Annotated in this window: 25 protein-coding genes and 2 tRNA genes; 8 read left to right on the top strand and 19 right to left on the bottom strand. The window is 58.8% G+C overall.

The features are described from left to right. Positions 1 to 29 precede the first annotated feature (29 nt). Positions 30 to 3,077 carry a tetratricopeptide repeat protein gene (locus HYPDE_RS11555; RefSeq protein WP_144061256.1) on the top strand — a complete coding sequence of 1,016 codons (3,048 nt, stop codon included), beginning with the start codon at positions 30 to 32 and terminating at the stop codon, positions 3,075 to 3,077. Positions 3,078 to 3,525: 448 nt separating this feature from the next. On the opposite strand, the gene HYPDE_RS19850 is transcribed toward HYPDE_RS11555, so the two are convergent. The 8 genes from HYPDE_RS19850 to HYPDE_RS11505 all read right to left on the bottom strand — a co-directional run bounded on the left by HYPDE_RS19850 (position 3,526) and on the right by HYPDE_RS11505 (position 9,074). Further along, entirely contained in the window at positions 3,526 to 3,921 is a 396-nt protein-coding gene (locus tag HYPDE_RS19850) for a GNAT family N-acetyltransferase (RefSeq protein ID WP_432263867.1), read from the bottom strand. Positions 3,922 to 4,170: 249 nt separating this feature from the next. Beyond that, a complete protein-coding gene (locus HYPDE_RS11540; protein ID WP_015598643.1) occupies positions 4,171 to 4,380 on the bottom strand; it encodes a cold-shock protein in 210 nt (69 codons plus the stop codon). Positions 4,381 to 4,989: 609 nt separating this feature from the next. Then, positions 4,990 to 5,289: a hypothetical protein gene (locus HYPDE_RS11535; protein ID WP_015598642.1), complete on the bottom strand. Its 300-nt coding sequence runs from the start codon at positions 5,287 to 5,289 to the stop codon at positions 4,990 to 4,992. A gap of 30 nt (positions 5,290 to 5,319) precedes the next feature. Then, positions 5,320 to 5,559 (bottom strand): hypothetical protein, encoded by a 240-nt coding sequence (locus HYPDE_RS11530; protein ID WP_041320413.1) that lies wholly within the window; start codon positions 5,557 to 5,559, stop codon positions 5,320 to 5,322. A gap of 574 nt (positions 5,560 to 6,133) precedes the next feature. Continuing rightward, positions 6,134 to 6,379, bottom strand: coding sequence for a hypothetical protein (locus tag HYPDE_RS11520; RefSeq protein ID WP_015598639.1), 246 nt, complete (start codon positions 6,377 to 6,379; stop codon positions 6,134 to 6,136). Between the two features lie 280 nt (positions 6,380 to 6,659). Next, the gene (locus HYPDE_RS11515) at positions 6,660 to 6,932 is read right to left on the bottom strand and encodes a hypothetical protein (RefSeq protein ID WP_144061255.1); all 273 of its coding nucleotides are present in this window, start codon (positions 6,930 to 6,932) and stop codon (positions 6,660 to 6,662) included. A gap of 151 nt (positions 6,933 to 7,083) precedes the next feature. Further along, positions 7,084 to 8,718, bottom strand: a complete 1,635-nt coding sequence (groL, locus tag HYPDE_RS11510) for a chaperonin GroEL (RefSeq protein WP_015598636.1) — start codon at positions 8,716 to 8,718, stop codon at positions 7,084 to 7,086. Between the two features lie 41 nt (positions 8,719 to 8,759). After that, complete coding sequence (locus HYPDE_RS11505; RefSeq protein WP_015598635.1) at positions 8,760 to 9,074, bottom strand: co-chaperone GroES; 315 nt, start codon at positions 9,072 to 9,074, stop codon at positions 8,760 to 8,762. Between the two features lie 159 nt (positions 9,075 to 9,233). On the opposite strand from HYPDE_RS11505, the gene rsgA reads away from it, so the two are divergent. Then, entirely contained in the window at positions 9,234 to 10,196 is a 963-nt protein-coding gene (rsgA, locus tag HYPDE_RS11500) for a ribosome small subunit-dependent GTPase A (RefSeq protein ID WP_081625113.1), read from the top strand. A 38-nt stretch (positions 10,197 to 10,234) separates the two neighbouring features. Here the strand turns inward: rsgA and HYPDE_RS11495 are convergent, their stop codons facing one another. Beyond that, entirely contained in the window at positions 10,235 to 10,483 is a 249-nt protein-coding gene (locus tag HYPDE_RS11495; RefSeq protein ID WP_015598633.1) for a hypothetical protein, read from the bottom strand. A gap of 308 nt (positions 10,484 to 10,791) precedes the next feature. On the opposite strand from HYPDE_RS11495, the gene HYPDE_RS11490 reads away from it, so the two are divergent. Further along, the gene (locus HYPDE_RS11490; RefSeq protein ID WP_015598632.1) at positions 10,792 to 11,292 is read left to right on the top strand and encodes a tyrosine-type recombinase/integrase; all 501 of its coding nucleotides are present in this window, start codon (positions 10,792 to 10,794) and stop codon (positions 11,290 to 11,292) included. Between the two features lie 361 nt (positions 11,293 to 11,653). Here HYPDE_RS11490 and HYPDE_RS11485 read toward each other — a convergent pair whose 3' ends face one another. After that, on the bottom strand, positions 11,654 to 11,962 hold the full coding sequence (locus HYPDE_RS11485) for a DUF1778 domain-containing protein (RefSeq protein ID WP_015598631.1): 309 nt from the start codon (positions 11,960 to 11,962) through the stop codon (positions 11,654 to 11,656). A gap of 69 nt (positions 11,963 to 12,031) precedes the next feature. After that, positions 12,032 to 12,622: a recombinase family protein gene (locus tag HYPDE_RS11480; protein ID WP_051111995.1), complete on the bottom strand. Its 591-nt coding sequence runs from the start codon at positions 12,620 to 12,622 to the stop codon at positions 12,032 to 12,034. 211 nt (positions 12,623 to 12,833) lie between these two features. On the opposite strand from HYPDE_RS11480, the gene HYPDE_RS11475 reads away from it, so the two are divergent. Then, positions 12,834 to 13,583 (top strand): hypothetical protein, encoded by a 750-nt coding sequence (locus tag HYPDE_RS11475; RefSeq protein WP_144061253.1) that lies wholly within the window; start codon positions 12,834 to 12,836, stop codon positions 13,581 to 13,583. Positions 13,584 to 13,902: 319 nt separating this feature from the next. Here the strand turns inward: HYPDE_RS11475 and HYPDE_RS11470 are convergent. Next, positions 13,903 to 13,987: transfer RNA gene (locus HYPDE_RS11470), tRNA-Leu, on the bottom strand. A 470-nt stretch (positions 13,988 to 14,457) separates the two neighbouring features. Here HYPDE_RS11470 and HYPDE_RS11465 point away from each other — a divergent pair. Next, positions 14,458 to 15,432 (top strand): complex I NDUFA9 subunit family protein, encoded by a 975-nt coding sequence (locus HYPDE_RS11465; RefSeq protein ID WP_015598628.1) that lies wholly within the window; start codon positions 14,458 to 14,460, stop codon positions 15,430 to 15,432. 85 nt (positions 15,433 to 15,517) lie between these two features. On the opposite strand, the gene HYPDE_RS11460 is transcribed toward HYPDE_RS11465, so the two are convergent. Beyond that, a complete protein-coding gene (locus HYPDE_RS11460; protein ID WP_015598627.1) occupies positions 15,518 to 15,802 on the bottom strand; it encodes a DUF1150 domain-containing protein in 285 nt (94 codons plus the stop codon). A 140-nt stretch (positions 15,803 to 15,942) separates the two neighbouring features. Then, on the bottom strand, positions 15,943 to 16,389 hold the full coding sequence (locus HYPDE_RS11455; protein ID WP_015598626.1) for an Hsp20 family protein: 447 nt from the start codon (positions 16,387 to 16,389) through the stop codon (positions 15,943 to 15,945). Between the two features lie 250 nt (positions 16,390 to 16,639). Here HYPDE_RS11455 and HYPDE_RS11450 point away from each other — a divergent pair, with 250 nt between their 5' ends. Together HYPDE_RS11450 and pqqA are read left to right on the top strand one after the other, a co-directional pair. Then, positions 16,640 to 17,296, top strand: a complete 657-nt coding sequence (locus HYPDE_RS11450) for a hypothetical protein (protein WP_144061252.1) — start codon at positions 16,640 to 16,642, stop codon at positions 17,294 to 17,296. 160 nt (positions 17,297 to 17,456) lie between these two features. Further along, positions 17,457 to 17,546, top strand: coding sequence for a pyrroloquinoline quinone precursor peptide PqqA (gene pqqA, locus HYPDE_RS11445; protein ID WP_015598624.1), 90 nt, complete (start codon positions 17,457 to 17,459; stop codon positions 17,544 to 17,546). A gap of 107 nt (positions 17,547 to 17,653) precedes the next feature. Here the strand turns inward: pqqA and HYPDE_RS11440 are convergent, their stop codons facing one another. The 5 genes from HYPDE_RS11440 to HYPDE_RS11420 form a co-directional block, all read right to left on the bottom strand. Beyond that, complete coding sequence (locus HYPDE_RS11440) at positions 17,654 to 19,477, bottom strand: ABC-F family ATP-binding cassette domain-containing protein (protein WP_015598623.1); 1,824 nt, start codon at positions 19,475 to 19,477, stop codon at positions 17,654 to 17,656. 73 nt (positions 19,478 to 19,550) lie between these two features. Further along, entirely contained in the window at positions 19,551 to 19,766 is a 216-nt protein-coding gene (locus tag HYPDE_RS11435; RefSeq protein WP_015598622.1) for a YbdD/YjiX family protein, read from the bottom strand. Positions 19,767 to 19,769: 3 nt separating this feature from the next. Further along, positions 19,770 to 21,821, bottom strand: a complete 2,052-nt coding sequence (locus HYPDE_RS11430) for a carbon starvation CstA family protein (RefSeq protein ID WP_015598621.1) — start codon at positions 21,819 to 21,821, stop codon at positions 19,770 to 19,772. A 181-nt stretch (positions 21,822 to 22,002) separates the two neighbouring features. Further along, positions 22,003 to 22,078, bottom strand: a tRNA-Ala gene (locus HYPDE_RS11425). A gap of 93 nt (positions 22,079 to 22,171) precedes the next feature. Further along, positions 22,172 to 22,549, bottom strand: coding sequence for a TIGR02300 family protein (locus HYPDE_RS11420; RefSeq protein ID WP_015598620.1), 378 nt, complete (start codon positions 22,547 to 22,549; stop codon positions 22,172 to 22,174). 214 nt (positions 22,550 to 22,763) lie between these two features. Here HYPDE_RS11420 and aroA point away from each other — a divergent pair, with 214 nt between their 5' ends. After that, positions 22,764 to 24,104 (top strand): 3-phosphoshikimate 1-carboxyvinyltransferase, encoded by a 1,341-nt coding sequence (gene aroA / locus HYPDE_RS11415; protein WP_015598619.1) that lies wholly within the window; start codon positions 22,764 to 22,766, stop codon positions 24,102 to 24,104. Position 24,105 lies beyond the last annotated feature (1 nt).

Below are 24,105 nucleotides of genomic sequence, written 5' to 3'. Positions count from 1 at the left end.
AAAGCGGAACCGGGCTCGGCAAATCCACCTTGGCCCGTCTTCTGGCGCGTCGGCTTGGCGGGAAGTGGCCGCTGATCGATCTACGCGGCGCTGAAGCGGACGAAGCGCGGCTCAGGATGGGGCAGTGCCTGGGCCAGATCCGAAGCGGGACGGCGGGCGTGATTCTTGACGACCTGCCGGTCCAGCTGGACGCGGAAATCGAGGATGCGCTGAGCCTGGTGTTTGACGCCGCGCGAGTGAGTGATTGCCTTGTCGTGGTGACCTGCAGCCGCTTGCCGTCGGACCGACTCTTGTCTTTTGCCAGCGGCGATGCGGTGGTGCGGGCCTCCAACCTCAACGAGGCGGACGTGGGTCAACTGGTTGCCGCACTCGGCGGCGACGCGGAAATCTGGGGACCGGTCACTCACACTGTCTGCGGCAGTGGAAACCCCCAGCTCGTGCACGCACGACTGAAACGCCTCGCGCGACAAGGTTGGCCGACGACCGATCGTTTGGCGGGAATCGATCCAAGACTGCCGGCTAGGGGCGCTGAGGACGAGCGTACAGCTGCACGGCGGCGGCTCCAGAACGAGGTCGACGAGCGGTCGCGCGGTCTGCTGTATCGGCTGAGCGTGATCGGCGGGTATTTCGATCGGCCGCTGGCACTCGAGCTTGGCAAGCTGGCTCCGAGCCTCACACAGCCCGGAGAGGCACTCGACTGGCTGATCGGCCCGTGGATCGAGGACCTGGGCCGGGGCTACTATCGACTGTCACCGTTGCTGTCGGGAGCGGCAAGGGATGTCGTCCCGGCGTTGGAGTTCAGATCGGTACAGCACGCGATTGTCAACAACCTGATTTCACGGCGGCCGATGACGGGCAATCTGCTCTCGACGGCATTTCTGCATGCCTTCGCCAGCGCTCACGAGCCGGGGCTGATGATGCTGGCGGCCCTTCCGATAACGGTCGAGGAATCGAAAAAGCGCTACGTCGCACATGAATTGATGGCCCTCAAGTACCTGCGGATTGATCGGCCCCTCTTCGACACTAATCCGTACCTGAGCGTGCTGTTGCGGTTCGCACAGTTCCACGTTCTCGTCGAGTTCGAAGAGTGGAAGCAAGTCAATGAATGCTTTGCCCAAGGGATCAAGGAAGCCGCCGCACTCGAGATTTCAGAACTCGGGTCTGGATTCGAAATGATCGCACTGTGGGCGGGCTTGAGCGAGCAACGCCTGCCGGAACGGGTTCCAAACTGGCTACAGCTGACTCTGCGCGTGAAAGAATTGCTGAGAAGCGGTAAGGGCCGGGTACTGGCAGAGGCGCAGGCACGAGCCGAACAATTGGACGACGCGGAGGGTCTGGCGATGCATCAGGCCCTCTTCGTGATGAACGCGATCAAGAATCCGACAGTGGCGTCGTTGCATTCGGTGTTCAAGGAACTGGACGACCTGCCGGCCGCCGAACGCAATGACCTGCTGGCTGGATTTGAGGGCAAGCTCGCGAATTTCCGGCTGTTCACCGGCAATGCCTGGTTTGCCGACCAGAAGCGCGAGGGGTTCGACCCGAAGGTCGCCGCGTTGCTCTACGCCGACATGGCGACTCGCGCCGGGAGGTGGGGAAAGCGGTCCCTCGCGATCGATTGCCTCGTAGCCCACTCGGTCATCCTGGATGAGTACGGACTCGACGAGCGGGCCGCCATGACTGTTCTCGATGAAGGCGAGAGGTGCTTCGGGCCGCATATCGAGCTGACCCGTCAGAGAGCCAAGGTTCTGCACCGCGCTGGCCGAAACGAGGAGGCGAGCAAGCTCTACGCGGCCATCGCCGAGCAATTACCGCCCGATGACCTCGTGGAGCAGGCGTTTGCGATGCGCGAAGCCGCCATCAGCGCAGCGCGGCTGGGTAACTGGAGCTCGTCGATCGACTACTATCGGCGGGCAATTGACGCGGCGTCGCGAGGCGGCGACGAAATGACGATCATGGCGACCGGACTGTTGGCGGATTTGGCCTGGGCTCAGGCGAACCATGGCCATGTGGAGAACGCGGTCTCGACGCTGAAAGAGGCACTCGCGCGGATCGAGCCCTATCACCTTGACCGAAGCGATCTGGAGCACTGTGCCCGTCTTCTCGTCGGCGGGGTCGTCGGCAATATCGATCAGTGGCTATCGGCAGTGGATGAGGCCGGCCGGAAGAAGTTCGAGGTTTCGCTCGGTATTTGTAGCCGCCTGGAGCCGATCGAAGCTCTGCAAGGGCGCAAGCCGCATCCGATCGAGGTCGACTGGTACAAGCTGGCCCTGCTGGAGCTGAGACACACTGAGAAGGGCTCGATCACGAAGGAGATCGACGGCTGGCCGTCGGAGCGACGGATTCTCAATTGCGAAAGTTTGATGGCGAAGGAGCGCATCGAGCAGAGTGTGCGTCGTCTGGATCTGTCGCGCTTCGTCCAGGAACTGAAGCCCTACGCGGCGTCGATGCTGGCCTTGAGGGACGCTGCAGGCAAACCGGGCAATGGTAATCGACTGCTTGCGCGCGGAAGACTGCGTGAATTGGTGGCCGCGGATTATTCCGACGCCATAGTGGTCTCCAGCATTCAGAATGCCGTGATTGCCTTTGCAGTCCAGGCAGTCTGCAACAAGCAGGGACAGCTTTTGGCAGAACTTGGCCAGCAACTGTCGAGCACGCTTTCGGATGTGCCTGCCTTTGGCCCTCTGGTTGACGCGCTGTCGGGCCGGAGCATGATCAACGATGGATCGCAGGTCTTGATTACTTCGAGGTTGGCTCTGCTGGCGACCCGGCGGGAGAAGCTGTCGCCTAGTCAGCTTCTCGAAGCGCAGTGTCGCATCGTCGATTCGACGAGACAGAACGAACTGAAAGGGGCGGTATCCGCTTCCGTCGGTCGGTGGGTGGTTGAAACCTGGCGCGAAATGACGACGGCGCGGCGGTTCGAGCTCCGCATGCCCATGCGGACGTGCCTCGCCATCGAGCAGGCGTGCGAAAGCACCGAAGGTGGCCTCGGCCTTGCCGCAAAAATTCTGCTCGCTGCTGAGGCCGCAACGAGACAGGAATTGTCGCCGGAGTTCCGGGATTTCCTCGCGCGCTTGTAGGTTGACGTTCGAACTGGTGATTACGCAATCACTCACCTAGCGGACATCGTCGCGAGGATTCCACGCATCACCGATAATGAAAGTGCAATGTCAGCAATTGGGACAATTCGACCATGTGCGGCGCATTACAGCCTGGGTCGTCCTCGGCAGCTTTCTCGGCAGCACAGCCATCGGTCACCGGCTCATGCTGCAGTTGCTTAGGGCCGCTTCTGGGATCGACCGTCGATCGATCATCAGCCGTTCGCATTCTATCACGATGGTCTGAAAGCCGCCGTCAGCCTGTTGGCGCTTAGGGCCAGGAGGAGACATCGATTCAGAACCCCAATTCGGCTGGGTCGACATTCAAAACGCAAGTCTTATCCGCTTCTCAAGCGTTGGGTCGGGCGTAATACACGTGTCCGAAAAACAATGTACGGAAACGACGGCGCATAGAGCACTGCCTCTGCCATTACCGCGGTTGAAAGGTCTTTGTGTAGAATACCCGGCAAAACCCGTCATCGTCACAACGCCCGGTCTCTCGATAGCCCCGGCTTTGATAGAACTGCGAGTTGCCCGTCATTCTGGCTTTGGTAAACAGGGTTACAGCTTTGAAACCGAGCCGCAAAGTTTCCACATCCGCAAACGCTAGTAATTTGCTGCCAAGTCCTTGCCGGTGATGCGTCGGCAATACAGCCAGTGTGTCTATGAACATCTGATGGGCAGCGGGCCAGAACGAGATGTAGCCAAGGACCTGCGTCCCATTGCAGATCAGACGGACCGAACCCTCAATAATTCGCGATTTTAGGTCGTCGGGTAGTGGGGCATCTTCGCTGTCTTCAAATTCGTTAAACGACGCGAACGCCAGATCTAAGCATGTAGCAATCGCCGCAAGATCATCGACAGTTGCAACGCGAATGCGCGCACTGTCGCTGCCGACGGCAGTACTGCCGATAACGCCAAGAGCCTCTCGATTTCCGATAATGCAGCTCCATCAAAGACGCCGCTTTTCGCGTGCGCCCCCCCCGCGAAAGGCAAGCCCCGCCACTGGCATCCAGTAGCGGGGCGTCAAGCCTAAGGCGTTGCCAGTACATCCGTGGTCAACACCAAACAGCGCTTAGACCGCGGCGATGGTCCCAACGGCCATCTTCCCCGAACGACTGTCCTTCTCAGTGTCGAATGAGACCTTCTGACCTTCGGCGAGGTTTCGCAGCCCCGCGCGTTCAAGAGCGGTAGCGTGGACAAACACGTCCGGACCACCGTTGTCTGGCGCGATAAAGCCGAAGCCTTTTTGATCGTTGTAGAATTTAACGGTACCAACTTGCATAGTTTTCTTTCGTTTGAGAAATGGAAATCAGCAACGCTTGCGCGCGGTTGATCATGATCGTCGATGTTTGGATTTTGTCTATGAGCGCCCATGATGACTGGGCAAACGGCGTAAGACGCCAAAACCGATGTACCTTACATAATCCCTGTTCCGACAATTACAAGGGTAGACCGTTTCAAAAAGCTCTAACCGCAGCGCCGTTCATGTCACCAAGCAGAGTATCTCATCACGAATACCTTCGCCGCTCTCGCGATTTCCGATTTTGGGTCAAAATCGACTTTCAGCTGGATAAGGAACTCGCCCGGATTTGCTCGGAAAGCGGACGTCGCCGAAAGCGGCTAGGCACGATGACGAAACCTCGTCACAGCCCGCTCTTGGCATCGACCGTCGATCGACCTTCAGCCGTTCGCATTCTGTCGCGATGGTCTGAAAGCCGCCGTCAGCCTCATGGCGCTACGGGCCATAAGCAGAAAAACTGAAAGATGATCGAGCGTGGGTTGCGTGGGGTCTTTTTAGCATCCACCAGGTTTAGCGCCTCGGCGCCAAGCGCATTCATCACAGTAGTTCAATCGCCTGCGATCGCATCGCCGCCTGACGGTTTATCGGTCTTTATCGCGCGACTAAGTGGGCCAGTGGTCCCGTGGAAAGTTCGATCTGCGCGTCATGTTCCTGGGCAGCTTCGAGATCGTTCGGGTCTATAGTTATGACTTGTCGAGCACCCGGGCCGTATCCCTCGGCAGCCGTGACTATCGTTGTCGATACGCGCCGGTAGGCGACAAACGACAGTCCTTCGATAACTTCTTCGAACGTTTCGACGATGTAGGTGCCCGGCTCCAGTATTTCATCGATGGCTGCGAGCGAGAACGGATGCAGAAATGTAACCGACTTGCGCGTCGTTCGTTCGTTCACGATCAGCCTCCTACAATGACTATTTTTCTATTATTCATCCAAGCGATGAGCTTCGGGAAAACGCCAACTTTTAAATTGTTGGACCGCAAAAGCCTTAAGTTTTTCGATTTCAATATGTCCGTCTCTCGCAAACGCGATCATCATCGCGGATACGTGTTCACGGCTTTCGTTGTCCATTTCGCCAATGCATAGCTCTTTGCAGGCAGCGCTATGCGCGGCCTGGAGAACACTTGTCTGGTGGTCGTCATAGCGATCGGGGGGAAACTTCATCGCTGTCCCACAGGTTAAATAGGCGGGAGCAAAGCGCAACTCTCAGCCACCGACGCCCGGAAATGCAGGCCGGTGATGTGGGAACCATACGCGCAGTCACCTAGCAAAGATACACCTGGTACCTAGACATCTCTCTAAACTCGCGGCAAACGGGCTTTAGCCAGCAAATTCAATAATAACGTCTGCCCAGATCGTTCGCTTCGACTGCTTTCCGAGAGCCGCTAAGTTTTCTTAAGTTTTGTTCGGAGACGAACCTGCACTCGAGCCCGATGACAGGTTCCACCAGAGCGTGCTCTCCGACGATGCAGTTGAGGCTATCGAGGCGGCCGAGCGGAGCGTGAAAGAAATGGTGTTGCTTCGATGCTCCAAGGTGCTCTCGATGGTTTGCAAAGACACGGCCAGCAGCCGACAAGGCCACGGGTTTCCCGGATGAGAGCACGGACCGCATAAGATGCTCTGTGAGTCTATTCACGCTCAATGGCGTATCAAGTCGGCAAGCACAAATCGTTTGAGACGCGAAAGATCGCGCACTCCATTTGCTGGCGCTTCAATATTTGTGGTCTCTAGCGCAACATCAGGCTTCGGCCCGATGGGCGTCCAGATCTATGACGCTGTCGTCTGGGCCGTTTACCGTGGAAAAATCCGACACCTTGGTTGAGTCACAGACATAGACCCACTTCGCATCAAAAAGCTCGCCGTCACGAATGTAGCCAAGTGTCGCTCCTTTCTTGGGGCGCCAGAAAAGCACTGGGGCCAAGGCGGTCCCGAGTTTCAACCAGTTGGGCTCGACGTGCTCTCCGATGGGCTTCCAATGGATCATCCGTTATCTTTCGCCTCCCTCGTTGCAGCCGTTCATCATCGCCCTACGCTATCAGTTAGAAGACAGCGGAGTTCTTGGGGTCCCGGCTGCCGCCAGCAACTCGCTCTCACGTGCCACGCGCTCGAATGCTTCGGCAATCGTCTTTATGCGGTAAAGACGCTCGCGACCTTCAGTGGGTAGTACTCGCGTGACCTTGTAGAGCCTCGGCGATGCAGGAAGCCCCCGCAACGAGGGAGAAAAGTCGACCGTTTGTCCGACTTTGAATTTTGAAATCGGCACTCTAGGATTTGCCATTGCCTGTCTCCAAATCTCGCGCCAACGCTTCTTCCAGATCGGCGGGTTCAATTTCAACGACTTGCCGCGACATGTACGCGGTGTTCGAAGGCAAATCGATGGTGGTCTGTATACGCCGGTATGCGACGAACGACACGCCTTCTATAGTCTCTTCGGACACTTCAATTGCGTACGTGCCCGACGGATAGATTCCCTCAATTCCGCTGAGGTGAAAAGGGTAAGCGAAACTCACCGATGATCGAGTTGTTCGTTCCGTCATGATTGCCATCCGCGCTTGATATCACCGCGCCTTGGCCCAGCGGATATTGAAGCCATCGCTATATCCTCCAGCTGAAATAGACGATCTCTGGCAGAGAGTGCCGGTCGTAACAAAACTCACGCGGCCGGCATCTGAGAATCGCGAGCCGTCGCTAGAAACCCATCCCGCCGCCGCCCATCGGCGATGAGGCATGATCGGTGTCCTTCTCCGGCAAATCAGCGATCATGGCCTCGGTCGTGATGAGAAGACCGGCGACGGAAGCCGCGTCCTGCAGTGCGCAGCGCACGACTTTAGCGGGGTCGATTACGCCCTGCGAGACGAGATCGCCATAAGCGCCGGACTGAGCGTTGAAGCCGAATGCATACGATGGGTTATCGAAGATCTTACCGACAATCACCGAACCGTCCTCGCCGGCGTTGGTGAAGATCTGCCGTGCCGGAGCCTGCAGCGCTTTTCGTACAATCGATACGCCTGTGTTTTGATCCTGGTTACCGGACTTGAGCGCGTCGAGCGACTGGATAGCTCTGAGTAAAGCGACACCTCCGCCGGGCACGATACCTTCTTCAACAGCAGCGCGGGTCGCGTGAAGGGCGTCGTCGACGCGGTCCTTGCGCTCCTTGACCTCCACCTCGCTACCGCCGCCGACTTTGATAACAGCGACGCCGCCGGCCAGCTTCGCCAGACGCTCCTGCAGCTTCTCCTTGTCGTAGTCCGATGTCGTATCTTCGATCTGCGCCTTGATCTGATTTACGCGGGCCTCAATATCCGGCTTCTTGCCGACACCGTCGATGATCGTGGTGTCTTCCTTGTCGATCGTGACCTTCTTGGCGCGGCCAAGCATATCGAGCGTCACATTCTCGAGCTTAATGCCGAGATCCTCTGAAACCACGCTGCCGCCGGTGACCACGGCGATATCTTCGAGCATGGCTTTGCGCCTGTCACCGAACCCGGGAGCCTTGACGGCAGCAACCTTGAGCCCGCCGCGCAGCTTATTGACGACAAGGGTGGCGAGCGCCTCGCCTTCGACGTCCTCGGCGATAATGAGAAGCGGCTTGCTTGTCTGCACGACCGCTTCAAGCAGCGGCAGAAGGGCCTGCAGGCCGCCGAGCTTCTTTTCGTGGATGAGGATGTAAGGTTCCTCGAGCTCCACGATCATCTTTTCGGTGTTGGTGATAAAGTAGGGCGAGAGATAACCGCGATCGAACTGCATACCTTCGACAACATCGAGCTCCGTTTCGAGGCTCTTGCTCTCTTCGACCGTGATCACGCCTTCGTTGCCGACGCGTTTCATAGCTTCTGCGATTTTGGCGCCGATCTCTTTATCGCCGTTCGAGGAAATTGTACCTACCTGAGCGATCTCTTCGTTGGACGTGACCTTCTTGGCCTTCGACTTCAGCTCCTCGACGACAGCAGTAACCGCCTGATCGATGCCGCGCCGTAGGTCCATCGGATTGGCACCCGCCGCAACCGACTTGGCACCTTCTCTGATGATCGCCTGGGCAAGCACAGTTGCTGTCGTTGTTCCGTCACCGGCGATGTCGGACGTCTTCGACGCGACCGCTTTGAGCATTTGCGCGCCCATATTCTCGAATTTGTCCGCGAGCTCGATTTCCTTGGCAACCGTCACGCCATCCTTGGTGATGCGCGGGGCGCCGTAGGACTTGTCGAGCACGACGTTACGGCCCTTGGGTCCGAGCGTGACCTTCACCGCGTTGGCAAGAATGTCGACGCCGCGCAGCAAGCGATCGCGCGCGTCTTGACCGAATTTGATGTCTTTAGAGGGCATGGTGAGCAACTCCGGGATTGGGGGGATGGGCGTCGATAGGTCTAGGCTGCAGCCTTGACCTTGGTGCTGCCCTCGACCACGCCGAGGATGTCGCTCTCTTTCATTATAAGCAGATCGACACCGTCGATCTTGACCTCGGCACCCGACCACTTGCCGAACAGCACGATGTCGCCGAGCTTGACGTCGGGCACGTTGATCTTGCCGCTCTCATCGCGCGCACCGGGACCGACGGCTAAGACTTCGCCTCGCGCCGGCTTTTCCTTGGCGGTATCTGGGATGATGATGCCGCCTGCGCTCTTGCCGTCTTCTTCGAGCCGTTTAACAACGATGCGGTCGTGCAAGGGCCGGAATTTCATTGAAATCCTCAAATCTTCTGATTTTTGGCTGGTGTGCGACCTTGGAGCGTCGACAGACGACGCGCCTCAAATGCACGGATCATTCTTTTAGCACTCTATTCGCTTAAGTGCTAATGATGATCGCCCAGGCGAGCACGCTCGTCGGCTGAGGAACGAGATATGTCATTGGACGCAGTGGGTTGGAGCGGCCAGCGGCAGACGGAATTCGGTGTGCATGCCGCAAACGGACTGATTCCGGGCCGTATCGTCAGCGAACATCGCAGCCACTTCAGGGTCGCTACCAATTCTGTTGAGCTGTCCGCCGCAATGACCGGACGTCTGCGCAACGCTGCTATTCAGCGCTCCGACCTCGCAGGTGTGGGTGACTTCGTGGCTCTACGCCCGGCGGCGGGCGATGGCGCCGCTACGATCGAGGAAGTCCTTCGTCGCACCAGCGCTTTGATCCGCAAAGCATCGGGCGAGCAGCGCCCTCAGCTTTTGGCGGCGAACGTCGACGTCGTGTTCATTGTCACCGCTCCGGATGGCGATTTTAATCTGCCACGGATCGAGCGACTATTGGCGTTGGTGCGCGGCAGCGCCGCCGCCCCGGTCATTCTTCTCAACAAGGCGGACATCCCTGACGAGGTGCACAGTGTAGTCGATCAGATCGTCGCATTTGCTCCGGGCGTCCCAGTTCATGCGATCAGCGCCCGCTCCGGCGGCGGCATATCCGATATCGAACGGTATTTCGAAGGTAATCAGACCGTAGGCCTCATCGGTTCATCGGGCGTTGGTAAGTCAACACTGACGAACAAGCTAACGGGATATGCGGAGCAGGCGACGCAGGAAGTCCGTGCTCACGATAGCCGAGGCCGGCATACGACAACACATCGCCAGTTGTTTATCCGTCCGCAAGGAGGCTCCCTCATCGACACGCCAGGAATGCGAGGGTTGGAGCTTTGGAAGAGCGAAGACAACGTCGAGTTGAATTTCGACGATATCGAAGCCTTGGCGAGCCGGTGTCGATTTCGCAATTGCAGGCATGACTGTGAGCCGGGTTGCGCGGTGCGCGCCGCCCTAGAGCGAGGCGATATCAAATCTGCGCGCCTCGCGAGCTACGTCGCGCACGCGCGTGCGCAATAATCCATACGGGCCGTTCGGCAGGCGCTGATCACCGAGACTCAAGTCTCCGCCGAAAACACCCCGGCCGTTTGCTCGACGATGATATAGCCTATGTCCGTAAGCGCCTTGAAATAATCCGGACGAAGATTCTTAAACTCGCCGCTCTTCAGGTACTGCCACGACGTATGACGGCGGATGCTCTCAGGCAGTTCATCGAAGCCGCCTTGCTCGAAGATGAGATGCCGGTTCCTCTCGTTGGTCGAGCGGGAAATGCTGTATCGCGACGATTTCGTGGCAGAATCGAACATGGGCATTTTACCTCAGGAGTCTTGGTCGTCGGTTCGAACTGGTTGCTCTTCATATAACACGAGTTGCGTCAATGGAGGTCACGCAAAGCGTCGGAGGTCATCGGAACACGCAGCACGGCGTTGGAGTACGAGATTGGAAATCCGGTCTGAGCACTGTCGATGAATCGGCCGGGAGAACGTCCGCATTGGGTCAAAAGTGCCGGTTGCACACCAACCCGGCGAAGATAGTCACCAGAACCAGACATCGGATCAGTGAGATGGGTTGAACGGATGCATGTTTGTTTGTCTCTCGAACAAGGAGACAAGCCATGGAAAAGGAACAAGCATTCACTGTTGAAAAGCGGACGTCACGTACCCCGTGGAATAAAGGTAAGATAATCGGTGCCAAGCCGCCGCTAAGACCGAGCCACGTCTGGTCGATCCGAACGAAGCTTCAGATGCAGGGCAAGACCCGCGATCTAGCCCTCTTCAACCTGGCGATCGATAGTGAGCTTCGCGGCTGCGACGTCGTTGCCGCGCGCGTCGATGATGTGGCACCCAGCGGCTACGCGATGGACCGAGCCACTCGCGGGCTGACGACTCGTCAGCATGCTCGGCTCGTTCAGGATTGGGTCGCCTGTATCGGCCTCGACCCTGCGAAGTTCGGCACGCATTCGCTACGGCGTACGAAGGCCGTTTTAATCTACAGACGAACGGGAAACCTTCGCGCGGTCCAACTCTTGCTCGGACATTCGAAGATCGAGAGCACTGTGCGCTACCTCGGCGAGGTCGATGACGCGATTGAGATCGCGGAGAAGATCGACATCTAGCCGTCTAGCGCAGGCAGAGTACGGGGGCTCTGCCCGACAGGACCGCTTCAGAATGGTTTGCAACGGTACATCTGAAAGAAGGTCCGCAGATCATTCAAAAGCGGTTGTGACCGTGATTGGCTCGGGCGAGGGCAGTTCAATCGGCCGAGAGTCCGCTTGTGGGATAAAGCAACGTCGGTCACTCTTCACCCGCGGCCGGACGCACCCAGAGCTGCAACCCACAGTATCTAACCTAGTAAAGGTCGCTCGCTAGGTGATTCTGTATGGAGTTTTGGCCCTGTCAGGGCAATATTCATATACAAACTACTCTGAACGTCCCGCCATGCATTCCGCCGGTCCACTTCTTCGGTCTTGCACAGGGCTACGCGCCCTTTTTGTAGCGCATAGCGGCCTTACGCAAATGCCGGCCAGGGGCGGCAGGTCTGAGAAGCGCAGCAGCGAATGCGGCGCTATCCTCAGCTGACAGCGACATGACCTCGTGGTCCCGCACCACGCGTGCAGCTGCAGCGTTGAGCGCGGCAATGATGAAGTCCGTCAATGTCTGGTCGCTCAATTTGGCAGCGCGAGCGAACAGCGCCTTCTGGTGCGTCGTGACTTGCACATCGATTCGCTCAGGCTTGGTGTCGTCCACCTTGCTTGTCTTCCTCTTTGTCGTTCGTTGGGAGACCATGATCTTAGCTCCATTCTTCAGCAGGCTCCAAGTCATCTTGGGGAGGCAGCAGAACTCACCTACGTGGTGCTAATCGTATGCATCGATCGTGACTCCGGAGCCAGGATCCCGCCGCCGCAGCGAACGATACAGCGTTGAAATCGACACGCCCAACGACGCGGCGGCCGCCCTGGGCGTCATCATACCGGATGTGATCGCATGGTAGGCCCATCGCACGTCTGCCTCCGTCAGCTTTCTCTCGCGGCCGAGATGCTGGCCACGCGCCTTGGCTGCAGCCATACCGGCGCTCGTTCGCTCGCTGATGAGATTCCGCTCGAACTCGGCGATGGCGCCGACGACGTGGAACAGCAGACGCCCGCTCGCAGTCGTCGTATCGATGGCTTCGGAAAGGGAGCGGAACCCCACGGCTTCGGCTCCGAGGCGTGTGACGATCTGCATGAGGTGCGCGAGACTGCGCCCCAGCCGGTCGAGTTTCCAAACGACGAGCACATCGCCGGCGGCGAGCGCTGCTAGCGCCTTATTGAGTTCGGCCCGATCGGTTTCGCTGCCGCTGACGCCCTCGTCGCGGAATATCTGCTCGCAACCCGCGGCCCTCAGAGCGTCGAGTTGCATGGCGAGGTTCTGGTCCTCCGTCGAGACGCGCGCGTAACCGATCAACATGCCTTTCAATTCGCAAGCTGCTCTCGGGCGCGGAAAACCGCGCGCAGCTCACAGTATCAAATGGGGTCCCTTTTGACTGCGCGCGGCTCACAAACCAATGCGACGCGCAAAACCATCAGTGCATTGAGTTTACTATATTGCCCGATGGCGTTCCAGCGTCATGTCAAAAGGGACCCCTTTCGCTCGCGAACGAAGCAATGAGCGAAGCCAGATGACAGATCGCCACCCGCTGGTGCTCAAGTGGGCAATAGAACACGCACGCGCGCGAGACCTGTTCGATCGCGGCAAGGGCCCACACGTCTGGGGTTTTAACAATCTGGACTTCCGCCAGCATCGGCTTCTCAGCCGCATCTTTTTCGCGGTCGAGAAGGATGGCGTCGTGCCAGGCTCCTTCGGCTACCCCGAATTCCATTTTGTATATCAGGGGATGATCTTTTTTGCTTCGCTTGGCCCGATAGATCGATATTCACGTAACGCCAAAACCAAGCTGAGGTTTGTGATTTACGACCCAAACGTGGATGAACCCGCCGTGCACTCAGAATGGTTGGACGATCCTATCCTCCTCGAGGATCGCATCCCTGAAATCGCCGCTGGTATTGTGGCCGTTGCGCGCGCTGTCGCGCGCGCCATTCGCGAGAAATTTAAGTCCGCGCTCGACGCAAAGCTTCTGCGCGTGCTCGACGGATTGAAACGACTTGAGGCTCTGGCAGACGACAGCTCCACCGCGCGCTCCGATCCGAGGACATTTGAAGCTCTTGTGGAGATGGCTGAGCGGCATTGGAAGGCAGTCCTGGTCCGTCATTTTCTGCGCGCGCTGTCCAAAACGATCACCGATGGAACGGTTGAAATCGCTGGCCACAGCCTCGATGACTGGATGACATGGGCCGCCGCCAAGACCGACGCGTTCGATCCGCTGGTTCAGGGCGCTGAGAACATTTTTGCGAAAGTTGTGAAATTCTAGATGCGATTGAGACTCTCGCGCGTCATAGCGAGGGCGGTCGTTGAAAGCCGCGTACATCTTTCAACGGCCCTGCGAGGTCTGCCACTCGCCTGAAGGTCTAAAATCGCAAATTTCCGACCCGTGGAACCTCGAAGAATGATCGATCAAGGACATTTCTTGCGAGTATTTTATCTTTCTCTTTACGCAAAAATGGAGTCCCTTCTCAATTTAACGTAATTCAACGTTTTAAGTTGTTGATATATCATATGATTTTGGTGCCCAGAAGAGGACTCGAACCTCCACGCCTTGTGAGCGCTAGTACCTGAATGTGATTTTAGGGTGGTGCGAGCAGAGGGATTTGAACCCCCACGGCTTGCGCCGCCGCCACCTGAAGACGGTGTGTCTACCAATTCCACCATGCTCGCTAGATAAAAAGTGCCGCGCTAGTTCTCACTTCTAGTGCGCACCAAATGGCACTCTTTTCGGAGGCCATTTTACAGGGGTTCAACGTCCCCGTTACCCTACCTCTTCTCCAAATTTGTCACCGATTTTTGTCACAAGAGCTACTTGTCACGAAAACTAGTGACTACACGCAACGATCAAAATTGTCACAAGTCCTTTCAGGGAAATGCGATAATTTTCAAGCCTTGAAGATCGTTGACACTAGATGGGGTATCGGATGCACGAACCTGAAACTAGTGCGTCTACCAATTCCGCCATCTGGGCTTCGCGGTGTCACGTAGATTGTGCGCGGGCGGAAGTCAATTGCGCAGGGCGGTCGCCCCATGGCGCGACGCAAATGCTCAGCCGGAACTTGATCCTTCGGCTTCACAGCGCCGCTTCGCCCCGGTAGACCTCCAAGGCGAGCAGCCTGCGGCGAAAAACGAGGTGAGACATGGCGGGAACCGACAAACTTGCGACGGTCTTCGGGGGGGGCGGGTTCGTCGGACGTCAGATCGTCTGGAGCTTGGCGCGCCGGGAATACCGGGTTCGCGCCGCCGTCCGCAGGCCCGACCTTGCAGGCTATCTGCAACCCATGGGCGTCGTCGGCCAGATCCACGCCGTGCAGTCCAATTTACGATTTGCCGACTCGATTGTGCGTGCCGTCGACGGAGCCGAAACCGTCATAAATTCAGTCGGTATTCTTGCGCCCGTCGGCGCCCAGACGTTCGAAGCTGTTCATGTCGAAGGTGCGCGCCGTGTCGCGAAAGCGGCGCGGGAAGCAGGCGCACAGCGACTAATTCATGTCTCGGCAATTGGCGCCGACCAGCATTCGAACTCGCGCTACGCTGTGACGAAGGCCGAAGGCGAAGCCGCCGTGCTCGCGGAATTCCCGTCCGCGATCATTCTCAGGCCGTCAATTGTGTTTGGGCCCGAAGACCAGTTCTTCAACCGGTTTGCGGCGCTCGCGCGTATCAGTCCGGTTCTGCCCTTGGTCGGTGGGGGGCGAACCAAGTTCCAACCGATCTTTGTAGGAGATGTCGGGGAGGCGGCTGCAAACGTAGCAGCTGGTGCTGGTAAGCCGGGCACGATCTACGAACTCGGTGGTCCTCAGGTCGTTACGTTCCGCGATATTCTCGAAGCGACTCTGCGGTACACTGGCCGGCGGCGGCTGCTTTTGCCAGTGCCGTTCTGGTTAATGCGGTTCCAGGCCCTTTTGACTTGGCCGTTGCCCAACTCGGTGCGCCCGATCACGGTCGACCAGTTGCGACTGCTGAAACTCGATAACGTCGTGTCGGAAGCCGCCAAGCGCGAGAAGCGTACCATCGCTTCGTTGGGGTTGCCGCAGCTCGCTTCGATTGATGCGATCGTTCCTGGATACTTGGAACGCTTCAATCCGAAGGGCCAGTACGCGAGCTACCGTGTCTAATCGGGAGCCAAATAAACGCCGAGCCGCTCCGTGTCCGAGCGGCTCGCTTCTTGTTGATCGAAGGAGGAAAAAAAGTCGCGTACGCCTAATTGAGAGGCGCGATGGCCAATTCATCCTCGTGTGCATGGCCGATAGCGGCCTGCAGCGTATCCGTCAGCGCGATCGGTGTGCCATCGGCAGCGTGCAGCGAAAACAGCGGGATGCCCTTCGGCAAGCCTTCGATCTGTGGAAACATGGTCAGCGCCTCGTCTGAGGTCAGCGTCTTGATATAGGCGACCTCACCGCCGCCAAGACGCGCGAGTTCCAGCTCGGTCATGACGGGCGCTACAATGTGGTCAACTGTGTTTTTTGCGGTGGTCTTGTTATTCATGACGCTCTTCCTCCTAGTGGCGAGGCCGGGCTCCAATCGCATATCCGGAAATTGTGGCCGTTTTCTCAGGCCGGCCGGACTGCTCGTGTACCCCAATCCTCCGACGATTCGGTCGCGGGGGCTGTGACGCGAAAGACTCTCTACGATCGGCTTTTGATCCGCCCAGGCGATCCGATCTCTATTCGTCTAACGAGTCGCTCGGGCTCCAACCGTTGCAGATCGATGGCCAAAAGGCCGTTCGCCAGATCCGCGCTCTTAACTTCGATACCGTCGGCGAGGACGAAGGTTCGCGAGAACTGCCGCGCCGCGATGCCTCGGTAAAGGTAATCGCGGGTTTTGTCGTCCTGCTGTTTGCCTCGGATCGTCAGTTGCTTGTCCTCGAGCGTTATCTCAAGATCTTCGCGAGAAAAGCCGGCGACCGCGAGCGTGATTCGAAGAAGTCCGGCATCTTCGCCATTCGGTGCGACCCTCTCGATGTTATAGGGAGGATAACCGTCGCCACCGCCCTTGGCGGCTCGATCGATCAGTCTTTCGATTTCCTCAAAGCCCAGCAAAAGCGGGTTCGAGAGCGTTGTCATGCGTGTCATACGAGGGCCCTTTGCTAAGCGACCGTCATCTATCGGAGCGCCGTTTCGGCCGCCCCTTCCAGCCCCAGCATTTCTGCCTAGGGACCATTTGAACAAAGATATGGGAAAGCACCGTCTGTCTTCAAGCTGCTGAGGCAACTCTTAGGTCGCAGGGTTACAACGGGCCGTGGCGGGGCGATCCGCCTTAGTCCCGCCCGTCTGCGGCGACATGAAAGCCGTCGTTAAACAGGCCGTCAGCCGGGGGATTTCAATGAATACGACGAAGGCGTACGCCATCCTTTTTATGCTCGGAGTGATGGCCGGGCCGGCCGGAGCTGCATTCGCCGCCGAAGCAACCGCCGATAGTTCGGTCGACGTCAACCTCACACCGCAAGAGATCGCCGAGAAGGAGGCTCGCAAGGCGTGCAAGGTCGACATTTGCAAGGCATTGCGCACGAAAGATGCCTCCGGCGACATCGCCTGTCACGTCATCAAGAGCTGGCGTAAGGAGCAGCTCGTCAAGCTCGTCGGTAAACTGAAGGTTACTTGGCCGTATGACGGCGCTCATTGCTCAACAGACCTCAGCATCAAACGCGACGATCTTGCGCGAGCCATGATGGAGCCGAAGGTCGAGATCGAATTTCAGAAGCACACGGTAACGTGTACGATCGTGAGCGAGAAGAAGGGCGTGACGGAGTTCAAGTTCGATCTCACGCCGAAAGTTACGTTCGAGAACGGCAAGGCGACGAAGGCACATGCGAACTGGGGCAAGGTTGAAGCGCCCACACTTATCAAAAGCGCAATGTGGACGGCGACGGCTGCCGACAACACTGTCAATCTGCTTTCAGGTACGATCGTCGATGAAGTTAACGATTTCGTGTCCAGACGTTGTGATGAGGTCAAGGATCAGTGGGCGGCGCAGCATTAGTAAAAGCGCCCGGCCTCCGCATTTGCCGGAAAATAAAGTGTTATATTGTTATTAGCCTCGCTTATGGGGTCATATCGCAAATTCGATTGGCATTTATTGAATATTGCACTTAGACAGGGCGCCGTAGTGAAGCTTTTGACTGACACTCTTGGAGGAAACCATGAAGACGTGGTCGAAGCCTGAAGTTCGCGAGCAGGAAGTTGGTCTCGAAGTGACCAGCTATCTTCCGGCGGAAATCGACGTCATCTGAATTCGGATGGTGTTGACCTAACGGTCGAGCGTCAAGCGGTGGCCAACATATCGGCCGCCGCTTTTGTTTTTAAGGCATCCATTTTCACGATACGATTATACAGACGATTATCCAGCGCCTTCGATTGCAGCGCGCTTTTCTTCAAGCTCCAGCCATTGCGTCTCGGCGTCTTCGAGCTGGCGCTGGGCGTCCGCAAGGCGCGCGTTTGCTTTCTCGAATGCCGTACGGTCGCGCGCATAGAGCCCGGCATCGGCGAGCTTTGCCGACAGGGTTGTGATTTCCGTTTCGAGCTTGGCGATTTCATCCGGCAGCACCGAAAGCGCGTGCTTCTCTTTGTAGGAGAGTTTGGTTTTCGGGGCGCTTGGAGCGACCGCCGCGACATCGTCCGCCGATTTGCGGACCGCCGGTGCGCTCTCGGCTTTCGATGCCTTTTTCAGATCGTCGCCCTTGCGCTGGGCAAGCATGTCCGAATAGCCGCCGGCATATTCGGTCCAGCGGCCATTGCCTGTCGGGGCAAGTACGCTCGTCACGATGCGATCGAGAAAGTCACGGTCGTGGCTGACGAGCAGCAGCGTGCCTGGATAATCGGACAATAGCTCCTGCAGCAGATCGAGCGTTTCAAGATCGAGATCGTTCGTCGGCTCGTCGAGAACCAGCACGTTCGAAGGCTTCGCCAGCGCGCGTGCGAGCATCAGCCTGGCGCGCTCACCTCCTGATAAGACCCGGATCGGCGACAGCCGCTGCTCCGGCAAAAAGAGAAAATCCTTCATGTAGCTCGCAACGTGGCGCGCTTTGCCGTTGATGACGACCTGGTCGCCGCGGCCGCCGGTCAGTGCATCGGAGACCGTCCAATTCGGATTGAGTTCGTCGCGCCTCTGGTCGAGCGCTACGATCTCGAGATTGGCCCCGTGGCGTATCGTTCCGCTGTCGGGGATGATCTGTCCGGTCAGGAGCTTGATCAGTGTCGTCTTGCCGGCTCCGTTCGGGCCGACGATTCCGAGTCGGTCGCCGCGCATTACACGTAGATTGAGATCAGAAACGATATCGCGGCCATCGTAGCTTTTGGAGACGCCAGACGTTTCGACCACGAGCTTGCCGGAAAGACTGCCCTCGGCGGCATCGAGGCGAACACTGCCGACGGCGTAGCGCCGATCGCGAACCTCCTGGCGCATCGCCTTCAATTCGCGAACGCGGCGGACGTTGCGCTTGCGACGGCCCGTGACACCGCCATGCATCCACTGATCTTCGCGTACGATTTTGCGGTCGAGCTTATGCCGTTCGATTTCTTCTTCTTCGAGGACCTTGTCTCGCCAATCCTCGAAGGCGGCGAAGCCCTGCTCCAAGCGGCGCGTCTTTCCGCGATCCAGCCAGACGGTGGCGCGCGACAGCGTTTCCAAAAAGCGACGATCATGGCTGATGAGAAGGAGTGCCGATCTGCTCGCCTGCAGCGTCGTTTCGAGCCATTCGATAGCGGTAAGGTCGAGATGGTTCGTCGGCTCGTCGAGCAGCAGGATGTCCGGCTTTGCCACGAGAACGCGAGCGAGCGCCGCGCGGCGTGCCTCGCCGCCAGACAGCTGCTCGGGATTATCGTCGCCCGAGAGTCCAAGCTCACCGATCAGGTATTCCGCGGCGTAGGGATCGTCGGCCGGCCCAAGCCCAGCTTCGACGTAGGCGCGGACCGTGTCGTAACCGTTGAAATCGGCTTCCTGCGGCAGATAGCGAATTCTGGCACCGGGATGTGAGAAGCGCTCGCCGCGATCTGGTGTCACGAGGCCGGCTGCAACTTTCAGCAGCGTCGATTTGCCGGAGCCGTTGCGCCCGACAAGACAGATGCGGTCGCCGGGCGCGGCGGTCAGCTCCGCGCCTTCGAGCAACGGTGTGCCGCCGAACGTCAGGTGGATGTCTTTGAGCGTCAGAAGAGGAGGTGCCATGCGGGCACCTCGTAGCGGTCACTGCACATGCAATCAACTGCGACCGAACGGAAGCGATAAAATGCGGTGCCAATCAGCAGCAGCGGCTGATTTTCCCGCCGTTCTCGCCATAGCGGCTCGACTGACGCTCGCGGAAGAAGTCTTCGTAGGTCATCACGGGTTCTCCCGGATGGACCTGACGCCGGTGCGCAACATAAGCCTCGTAATCGGGGACGCCGACCATCAGCCGTGCCGTCCTGGCCACGGCGTTGCGGACTACGAAGAACAAGGATGTATCGGGTTTCCGCATGGATTATTCCGCCGGTACGATTCCAGTTTCATGGGCCGAAATGTTCGGATCGGCGAGCGCCTTGGAGATTGCCGCCAAGGCGAATCCGATCATCGCGACGACGAGCGCGATCAGCAAAGCCGTCAGCGTTGCGTTGATGTAGTCGTTGAAGACGATGCGGCTCATGTCGGCCATCGACTTGGCGGGCGCTAGGAGCTGTTCGGAGTTCGAGGCAGCGCCGAACTTCTCCGCGTGTGCCAGGAAACCAATCGCCGGATTGTCGCTGAAGATCTTCTGCCAGCCTGCTGTCAATGTGCAGATCGCGACCCACGTCGCGGGCAGGATCGTCACCCACGCGTAGCGTTCGCGCTTCATCTTGAAGAGCACCACGGTACATAGGATGAGGGCGATGCAGGCGAGCATTTGATTGGCGATGCCGAACAGCGGCCAGAGCGTGTTGATGCCGCCGAGCGGATCAACGACGCCCTGGTACAGGAAGTAGCCCCAGCCGGCGACGGCGACGGTCGTCGCGACAACGTTCGCCAGCCATGAGCGGGTGTCGCGAAACACTGGCGCGAACGATCCGATCAAATCCTGAATCATGAAGCGCGCCACGCGCGTTCCGGCGTCGATCGTCGTCAGGATAAACAGTGCCTCGAACAGAATTGCGAAGTGGTACCAGAAGGCCATCATCGCTTTGCCCCCGATGGCATTCGACAGGATTTCCGCCATGCCGACAGCCAGCGTCGGAGCGCCGCCGGTGCGCGAGAGAATGGTGCTCTCGCCGACATTCGTCGCGGCTTCTTTCAGCATGTCTGGCGTCATGGTGAAGCCCCAGCTTGAAATCGCGGCGGCGGCGGTTTCAGGCGTCGTGCCGATGATGGCTGTGGGGCTGTTCAGCGCGAAGTAGAGGCCGGGCTCCAGCGTCGTCGCGGCAACAAGGGCCATGATCGCGACAAAGCTCTCCATCAGCATGGCGCCGTAGCCGATGAACCGGGCGTTGGCCTCGTTATCGAGCATCTTCGGCGTTGTGCCCGACGAGACGAGCGCGTGAAAGCCGGACACCGCTCCGCACGCGATGGTGATGAACAGGAATGGGAAGAGATTGCCGGCGAAGACCGGGCCCGTGCCGTCGACGAATTTCGTCAGGGCGGGCATTTTCAAATCCGGCAGCACGAAGAATATGCCGAGTGCGAGGCCAGCAATTGTGCCGATTTTCAGAAACGTCGAGAGATAGTCGCGCGGCGCAAGCAGCGTCCAGACGGGCAGAACGGACGCGACAAAACCATAGGCGATCAGCATCATCGAAAGCTGTTCGCCCGAGTAATCGAACATCGGCCCGAGCACCGGGTCTTCCGCGACGTGGCGGCCGTAGACGAGCGAGAGCATCAATAACGCGAAGCCGATCAGCGACATCTCGCCGATTCGACCGGGCCGGATGTAGCGGCCGTAGACGCCCATCAGAAGGCCGATCGGGATCGTCATCATCACCGTGAACGTCGCCCACGGACTTTGTTTCAGCGCCTTGACGACGACCAGGGCCAGCACGGCCAGCAGAATGACCATGATCAGAAGTACGCCGATCATCGCGACCGTGCCTGCAAGCTCGCCAAGCTCGGATCGGATCATGTCGCCCATCGAGCGACCGTCGCGGCGCGTCGAAGCCCAGAGCACGATAAAATCCTGCACGGCGCCTGCGAATACGACGCCGACAATCAGCCAGAGCGTTCCCGGCAGATAGCCCATCTGTGCCGCGAGCACGGGGCCGACGAGGGGACCGGCTCCCGCGATTGCCGCGAAGTGATGGCCGAAAAGGACGGTGCGGTCGGTCGGGCAGTAGTCGAGCCCATCATTGAACCGCTGTGCCGGGGTCGGGCGGGTTGGATCGAGACGCAAGACGCGCTCGGCGATGAACAGAGCATAGAAGCGGTAGGCGATCAGATATGAGCAGATCGCCGCGAGGACGAGCCAGGCGGCGTTGATCGTCTCGCCACGCGAGAGGGCGACGATGCCGAGGGATATGGCGCCCAGGATTGCGATACCTGCCCAGGCGATCTTGGCGCGGATGTCCGTCATCGGTTCTGCTCCCCCTTGGCTCCCAAGATTTTTTGGCGCAGACCGGCTGCGCATATCGGTCGCGGGGAAGACTATAGAAAAAGTCCGCGCAGGTCAGCCGTTTCGGATTTTTTGCAAATGAGAGCCGTCTCTACGGCTTATCTCGCTATGCGAGTGCACAGAGCCTCCGCAGGGCGAAGGCTGGTGGAGCCAAGCGGGATCGAACCGCTGACCTCTTGCATGCCATGCAAGCGCTCTCCCAGCTGAGCTATGGCCCCAATCCGTTGGGAGCGCGGGAACTCTATCATCCGCCGCGCAGAACCCGCCTGATAAGTCGTTCAGGCGGAAACATCAAGAACGTTTGTTCGGGTTTAGGGCTCTTCGTCGCCTTCACCCGCTGGGCCGCCGATGATGTTGGAAACATCGCCGCCCTCTTCCTCTTCTTCCTCGAGGAAGGTTTCATCGTCATCGGCGCCGCCGGTGTCGTCGGATTCGACGTCGGCGAGCGCCTCCTCGCCCTCGACTGCCGGCAATTCGCCTTCGTCGTCCGATTGAACTGGCTTCTTTGCCTTCTTGGCCGCTAGGTCGCGCTGCTCAGCCTGGAGCGCGGCCAGTGCGGCGGGCGATGAGGCAATCACATATTTGCTGCCGCAGAACGGGCAAACGATAGGGTCGCGGTCGAGATCGTAGAACCGCTCGTCGCAGCTCTGGCAGGTACGCTTCGTCCCGCGCGCTTGCTTGGTCGCCATAATGGGCCTCGAAACTCAGGAATTGAGGGAGCCCGTCTGCCATAGCCGATGCGGGCTGTCAAAACGAAAAGTGGAGATCGTCTGGCGTGCGTCAAGACACCTTGACCCCGCCGTGACACTAGCGTTGACAGGGCGTTGCGGTGCAGGCCCATATCGCCCGCAATTCCTGCGCCAGATTAGCACGCCGGTTGTCCTTTAGCCTGGATTTTCGATCTTGAAAGCCTCGACTGCGAAGCCCCTTGCCGTGATGCGCGCATCTCCATTGCGCGGCCGCGTTCGGCTCCCCGGAGATAAATCGATCTCGCACAGAGCCCTGATTTTTGGGGCATTGGCGACCGGCACGACTCGCATTCGCGGCCTCTTGCAGGCGGAGGATGTCGTCAATACCGCCCGTGCCGTCTCAGCCTTGGGCGCCGCCACTGAAAAGCGCGGTGACGTGTGGGAGGTGAAGGGTCGAGGGCCCGGTGGCCTTCGTCAACCTGCAGCGCCGCTCGATTTCGGCAATTCCGGAACGGGCGCACGCCTAATGATGGGCGTCATCGCGGGACATCCGATCACGGTTCAGATGACCGGCGACGCATCATTGTCGCGGCGGCCGATGCGGCGCGTCCTGGGGCCGCTGATGCAAATGGGATTGCAGGTTCTCGAGCCCGGCAAGGAAACTCTGCCGTTGACGCTGCGCGGAACCAGCGAGCTCATTCCGATCGTCTATCCGCTGCCGGTGCCGTCAGCACAGGTCAAAAGCGCTGTTCTGCTTGCCGGTCTCCATGCGGCGGGTGAGACGACCGTCATCGAGCACGAGGCGACGCGCGACCACACCGAGCGCATGCTTCGCCATTTCGGGGCTGATGTCCGAGTGGTCGAAAAGGAAGGTGGGCGGCACATTACCGTCAGAGGCGATGCCGAGCTTGCCGGACGAGATATTCTAGTTCCGGGCGACCCATCGTCGGCGGCGTTCCTGGTGGCGGCTGCGCTGATCGTGCCTGGTTCCGACGTGACGATCGAAGGCGTGCTGGTCAATCCGACTCGAACCGGGCTCTACACCACGCTGCAAGAAATGGGCGGAGACGTCACGCTGCTCAACGAACGCGAGGAGGGAGGCGAGCCCATAGCCGACATTCGGGTTCGCGCGTCGGAGATGAAGGGCGTCCGTGTGCCTGCCGAACGCGCGCCGTCGATGATCGACGAATATCCGGTGCTTGCGGCGATTTCGGCGTTCGCGAAGGGCACGACGCAAATGGATGGGCTTGCGGAACTCAAGGTCAAGGAAAGCGACCGGTTGCAGGCGACCGCGGCGGGGCTGGAAGCCAACGGCGTAGCGGTGCGCATCGACGGCGATAGCCTGATCGTCGAAGGGAAACAGCGGATGAAAGGGGGGGGCTGCGTCGCGACGCATCTCGATCATCGTATTGCAATGGCATTTCTGACGGCAGGGCTCGCGAGTGAAAGGCCGATCTCTGTCGACGATACCACGATGATCGCGACGAGCTTTCCCGAGTTCCGCGGACTGATGGAAACGCTCGGTGCCAGATATCAAGAGGCGCCGGATCAATGAG

This window comes from Hyphomicrobium denitrificans 1NES1 (assembly GCF_000230975.2).
Taxonomy (GTDB): domain Bacteria; phylum Pseudomonadota; class Alphaproteobacteria; order Rhizobiales; family Hyphomicrobiaceae; genus Hyphomicrobium_B; species Hyphomicrobium_B denitrificans_A.
Note: the sequence above shows the minus strand (reverse complement) of the source record. Positions and strands in the feature narration are given on the sequence as shown.

Coding starts and splice junctions, on each gene's coding strand:
- HYPDE_RS11495 (WP_015598633.1), bottom strand. CDS start 10,483: ATGTTCGATTCTGCCACGAAATCGTCGCGATACAGCATTTCCCGCTCG.
- HYPDE_RS11465 (WP_015598628.1), top strand. CDS start 14,458: ATGGCGGGAACCGACAAACTTGCGACGGTCTTCGGGGGGGGCGGGTTC.
- HYPDE_RS11435 (WP_015598622.1), bottom strand. CDS start 19,766: ATGCGGAAACCCGATACATCCTTGTTCTTCGTAGTCCGCAACGCCGTG.
- HYPDE_RS11505 (WP_015598635.1), bottom strand. CDS start 9,074: ATGAAATTCCGGCCCTTGCACGACCGCATCGTTGTTAAACGGCTCGAA.
- HYPDE_RS11475 (WP_144061253.1), top strand. CDS start 12,834: ATGACAGATCGCCACCCGCTGGTGCTCAAGTGGGCAATAGAACACGCA.
- HYPDE_RS11440 (WP_015598623.1), bottom strand. CDS start 19,477: ATGGCACCTCCTCTTCTGACGCTCAAAGACATCCACCTGACGTTCGGC.
- HYPDE_RS11485 (WP_015598631.1), bottom strand. CDS start 11,962: ATGGTCTCCCAACGAACGACAAAGAGGAAGACAAGCAAGGTGGACGAC.
- HYPDE_RS11460 (WP_015598627.1), bottom strand. CDS start 15,802: ATGAATAACAAGACCACCGCAAAAAACACAGTTGACCACATTGTAGCG.
- HYPDE_RS11455 (WP_015598626.1), bottom strand. CDS start 16,389: ATGACACGCATGACAACGCTCTCGAACCCGCTTTTGCTGGGCTTTGAG.
- pqqA (WP_015598624.1), top strand. CDS start 17,457: ATGAAGACGTGGTCGAAGCCTGAAGTTCGCGAGCAGGAAGTTGGTCTC.
- HYPDE_RS11520 (WP_015598639.1), bottom strand. CDS start 6,379: ATGATCCATTGGAAGCCCATCGGAGAGCACGTCGAGCCCAACTGGTTG.
- HYPDE_RS11490 (WP_015598632.1), top strand. CDS start 10,792: ATGGAAAAGGAACAAGCATTCACTGTTGAAAAGCGGACGTCACGTACC.
- HYPDE_RS11530 (WP_041320413.1), bottom strand. CDS start 5,559: ATGAAGTTTCCCCCCGATCGCTATGACGACCACCAGACAAGTGTTCTC.
- HYPDE_RS11450 (WP_144061252.1), top strand. CDS start 16,640: ATGAATACGACGAAGGCGTACGCCATCCTTTTTATGCTCGGAGTGATG.
- HYPDE_RS11430 (WP_015598621.1), bottom strand. CDS start 21,821: ATGACGGACATCCGCGCCAAGATCGCCTGGGCAGGTATCGCAATCCTG.
- rsgA (WP_081625113.1), top strand. CDS start 9,234: ATGTCATTGGACGCAGTGGGTTGGAGCGGCCAGCGGCAGACGGAATTC.
- HYPDE_RS11420 (WP_015598620.1), bottom strand. CDS start 22,549: ATGGCGACCAAGCAAGCGCGCGGGACGAAGCGTACCTGCCAGAGCTGC.
- HYPDE_RS11540 (WP_015598643.1), bottom strand. CDS start 4,380: ATGCAAGTTGGTACCGTTAAATTCTACAACGATCAAAAAGGCTTCGGC.
- HYPDE_RS11515 (WP_144061255.1), bottom strand. CDS start 6,932: ATGACGGAACGAACAACTCGATCATCGGTGAGTTTCGCTTACCCTTTT.
- groL (WP_015598636.1), bottom strand. CDS start 8,718: ATGCCCTCTAAAGACATCAAATTCGGTCAAGACGCGCGCGATCGCTTG.
- HYPDE_RS11480 (WP_051111995.1), bottom strand. CDS start 12,622: ATGTTGATCGGTTACGCGCGCGTCTCGACGGAGGACCAGAACCTCGCC.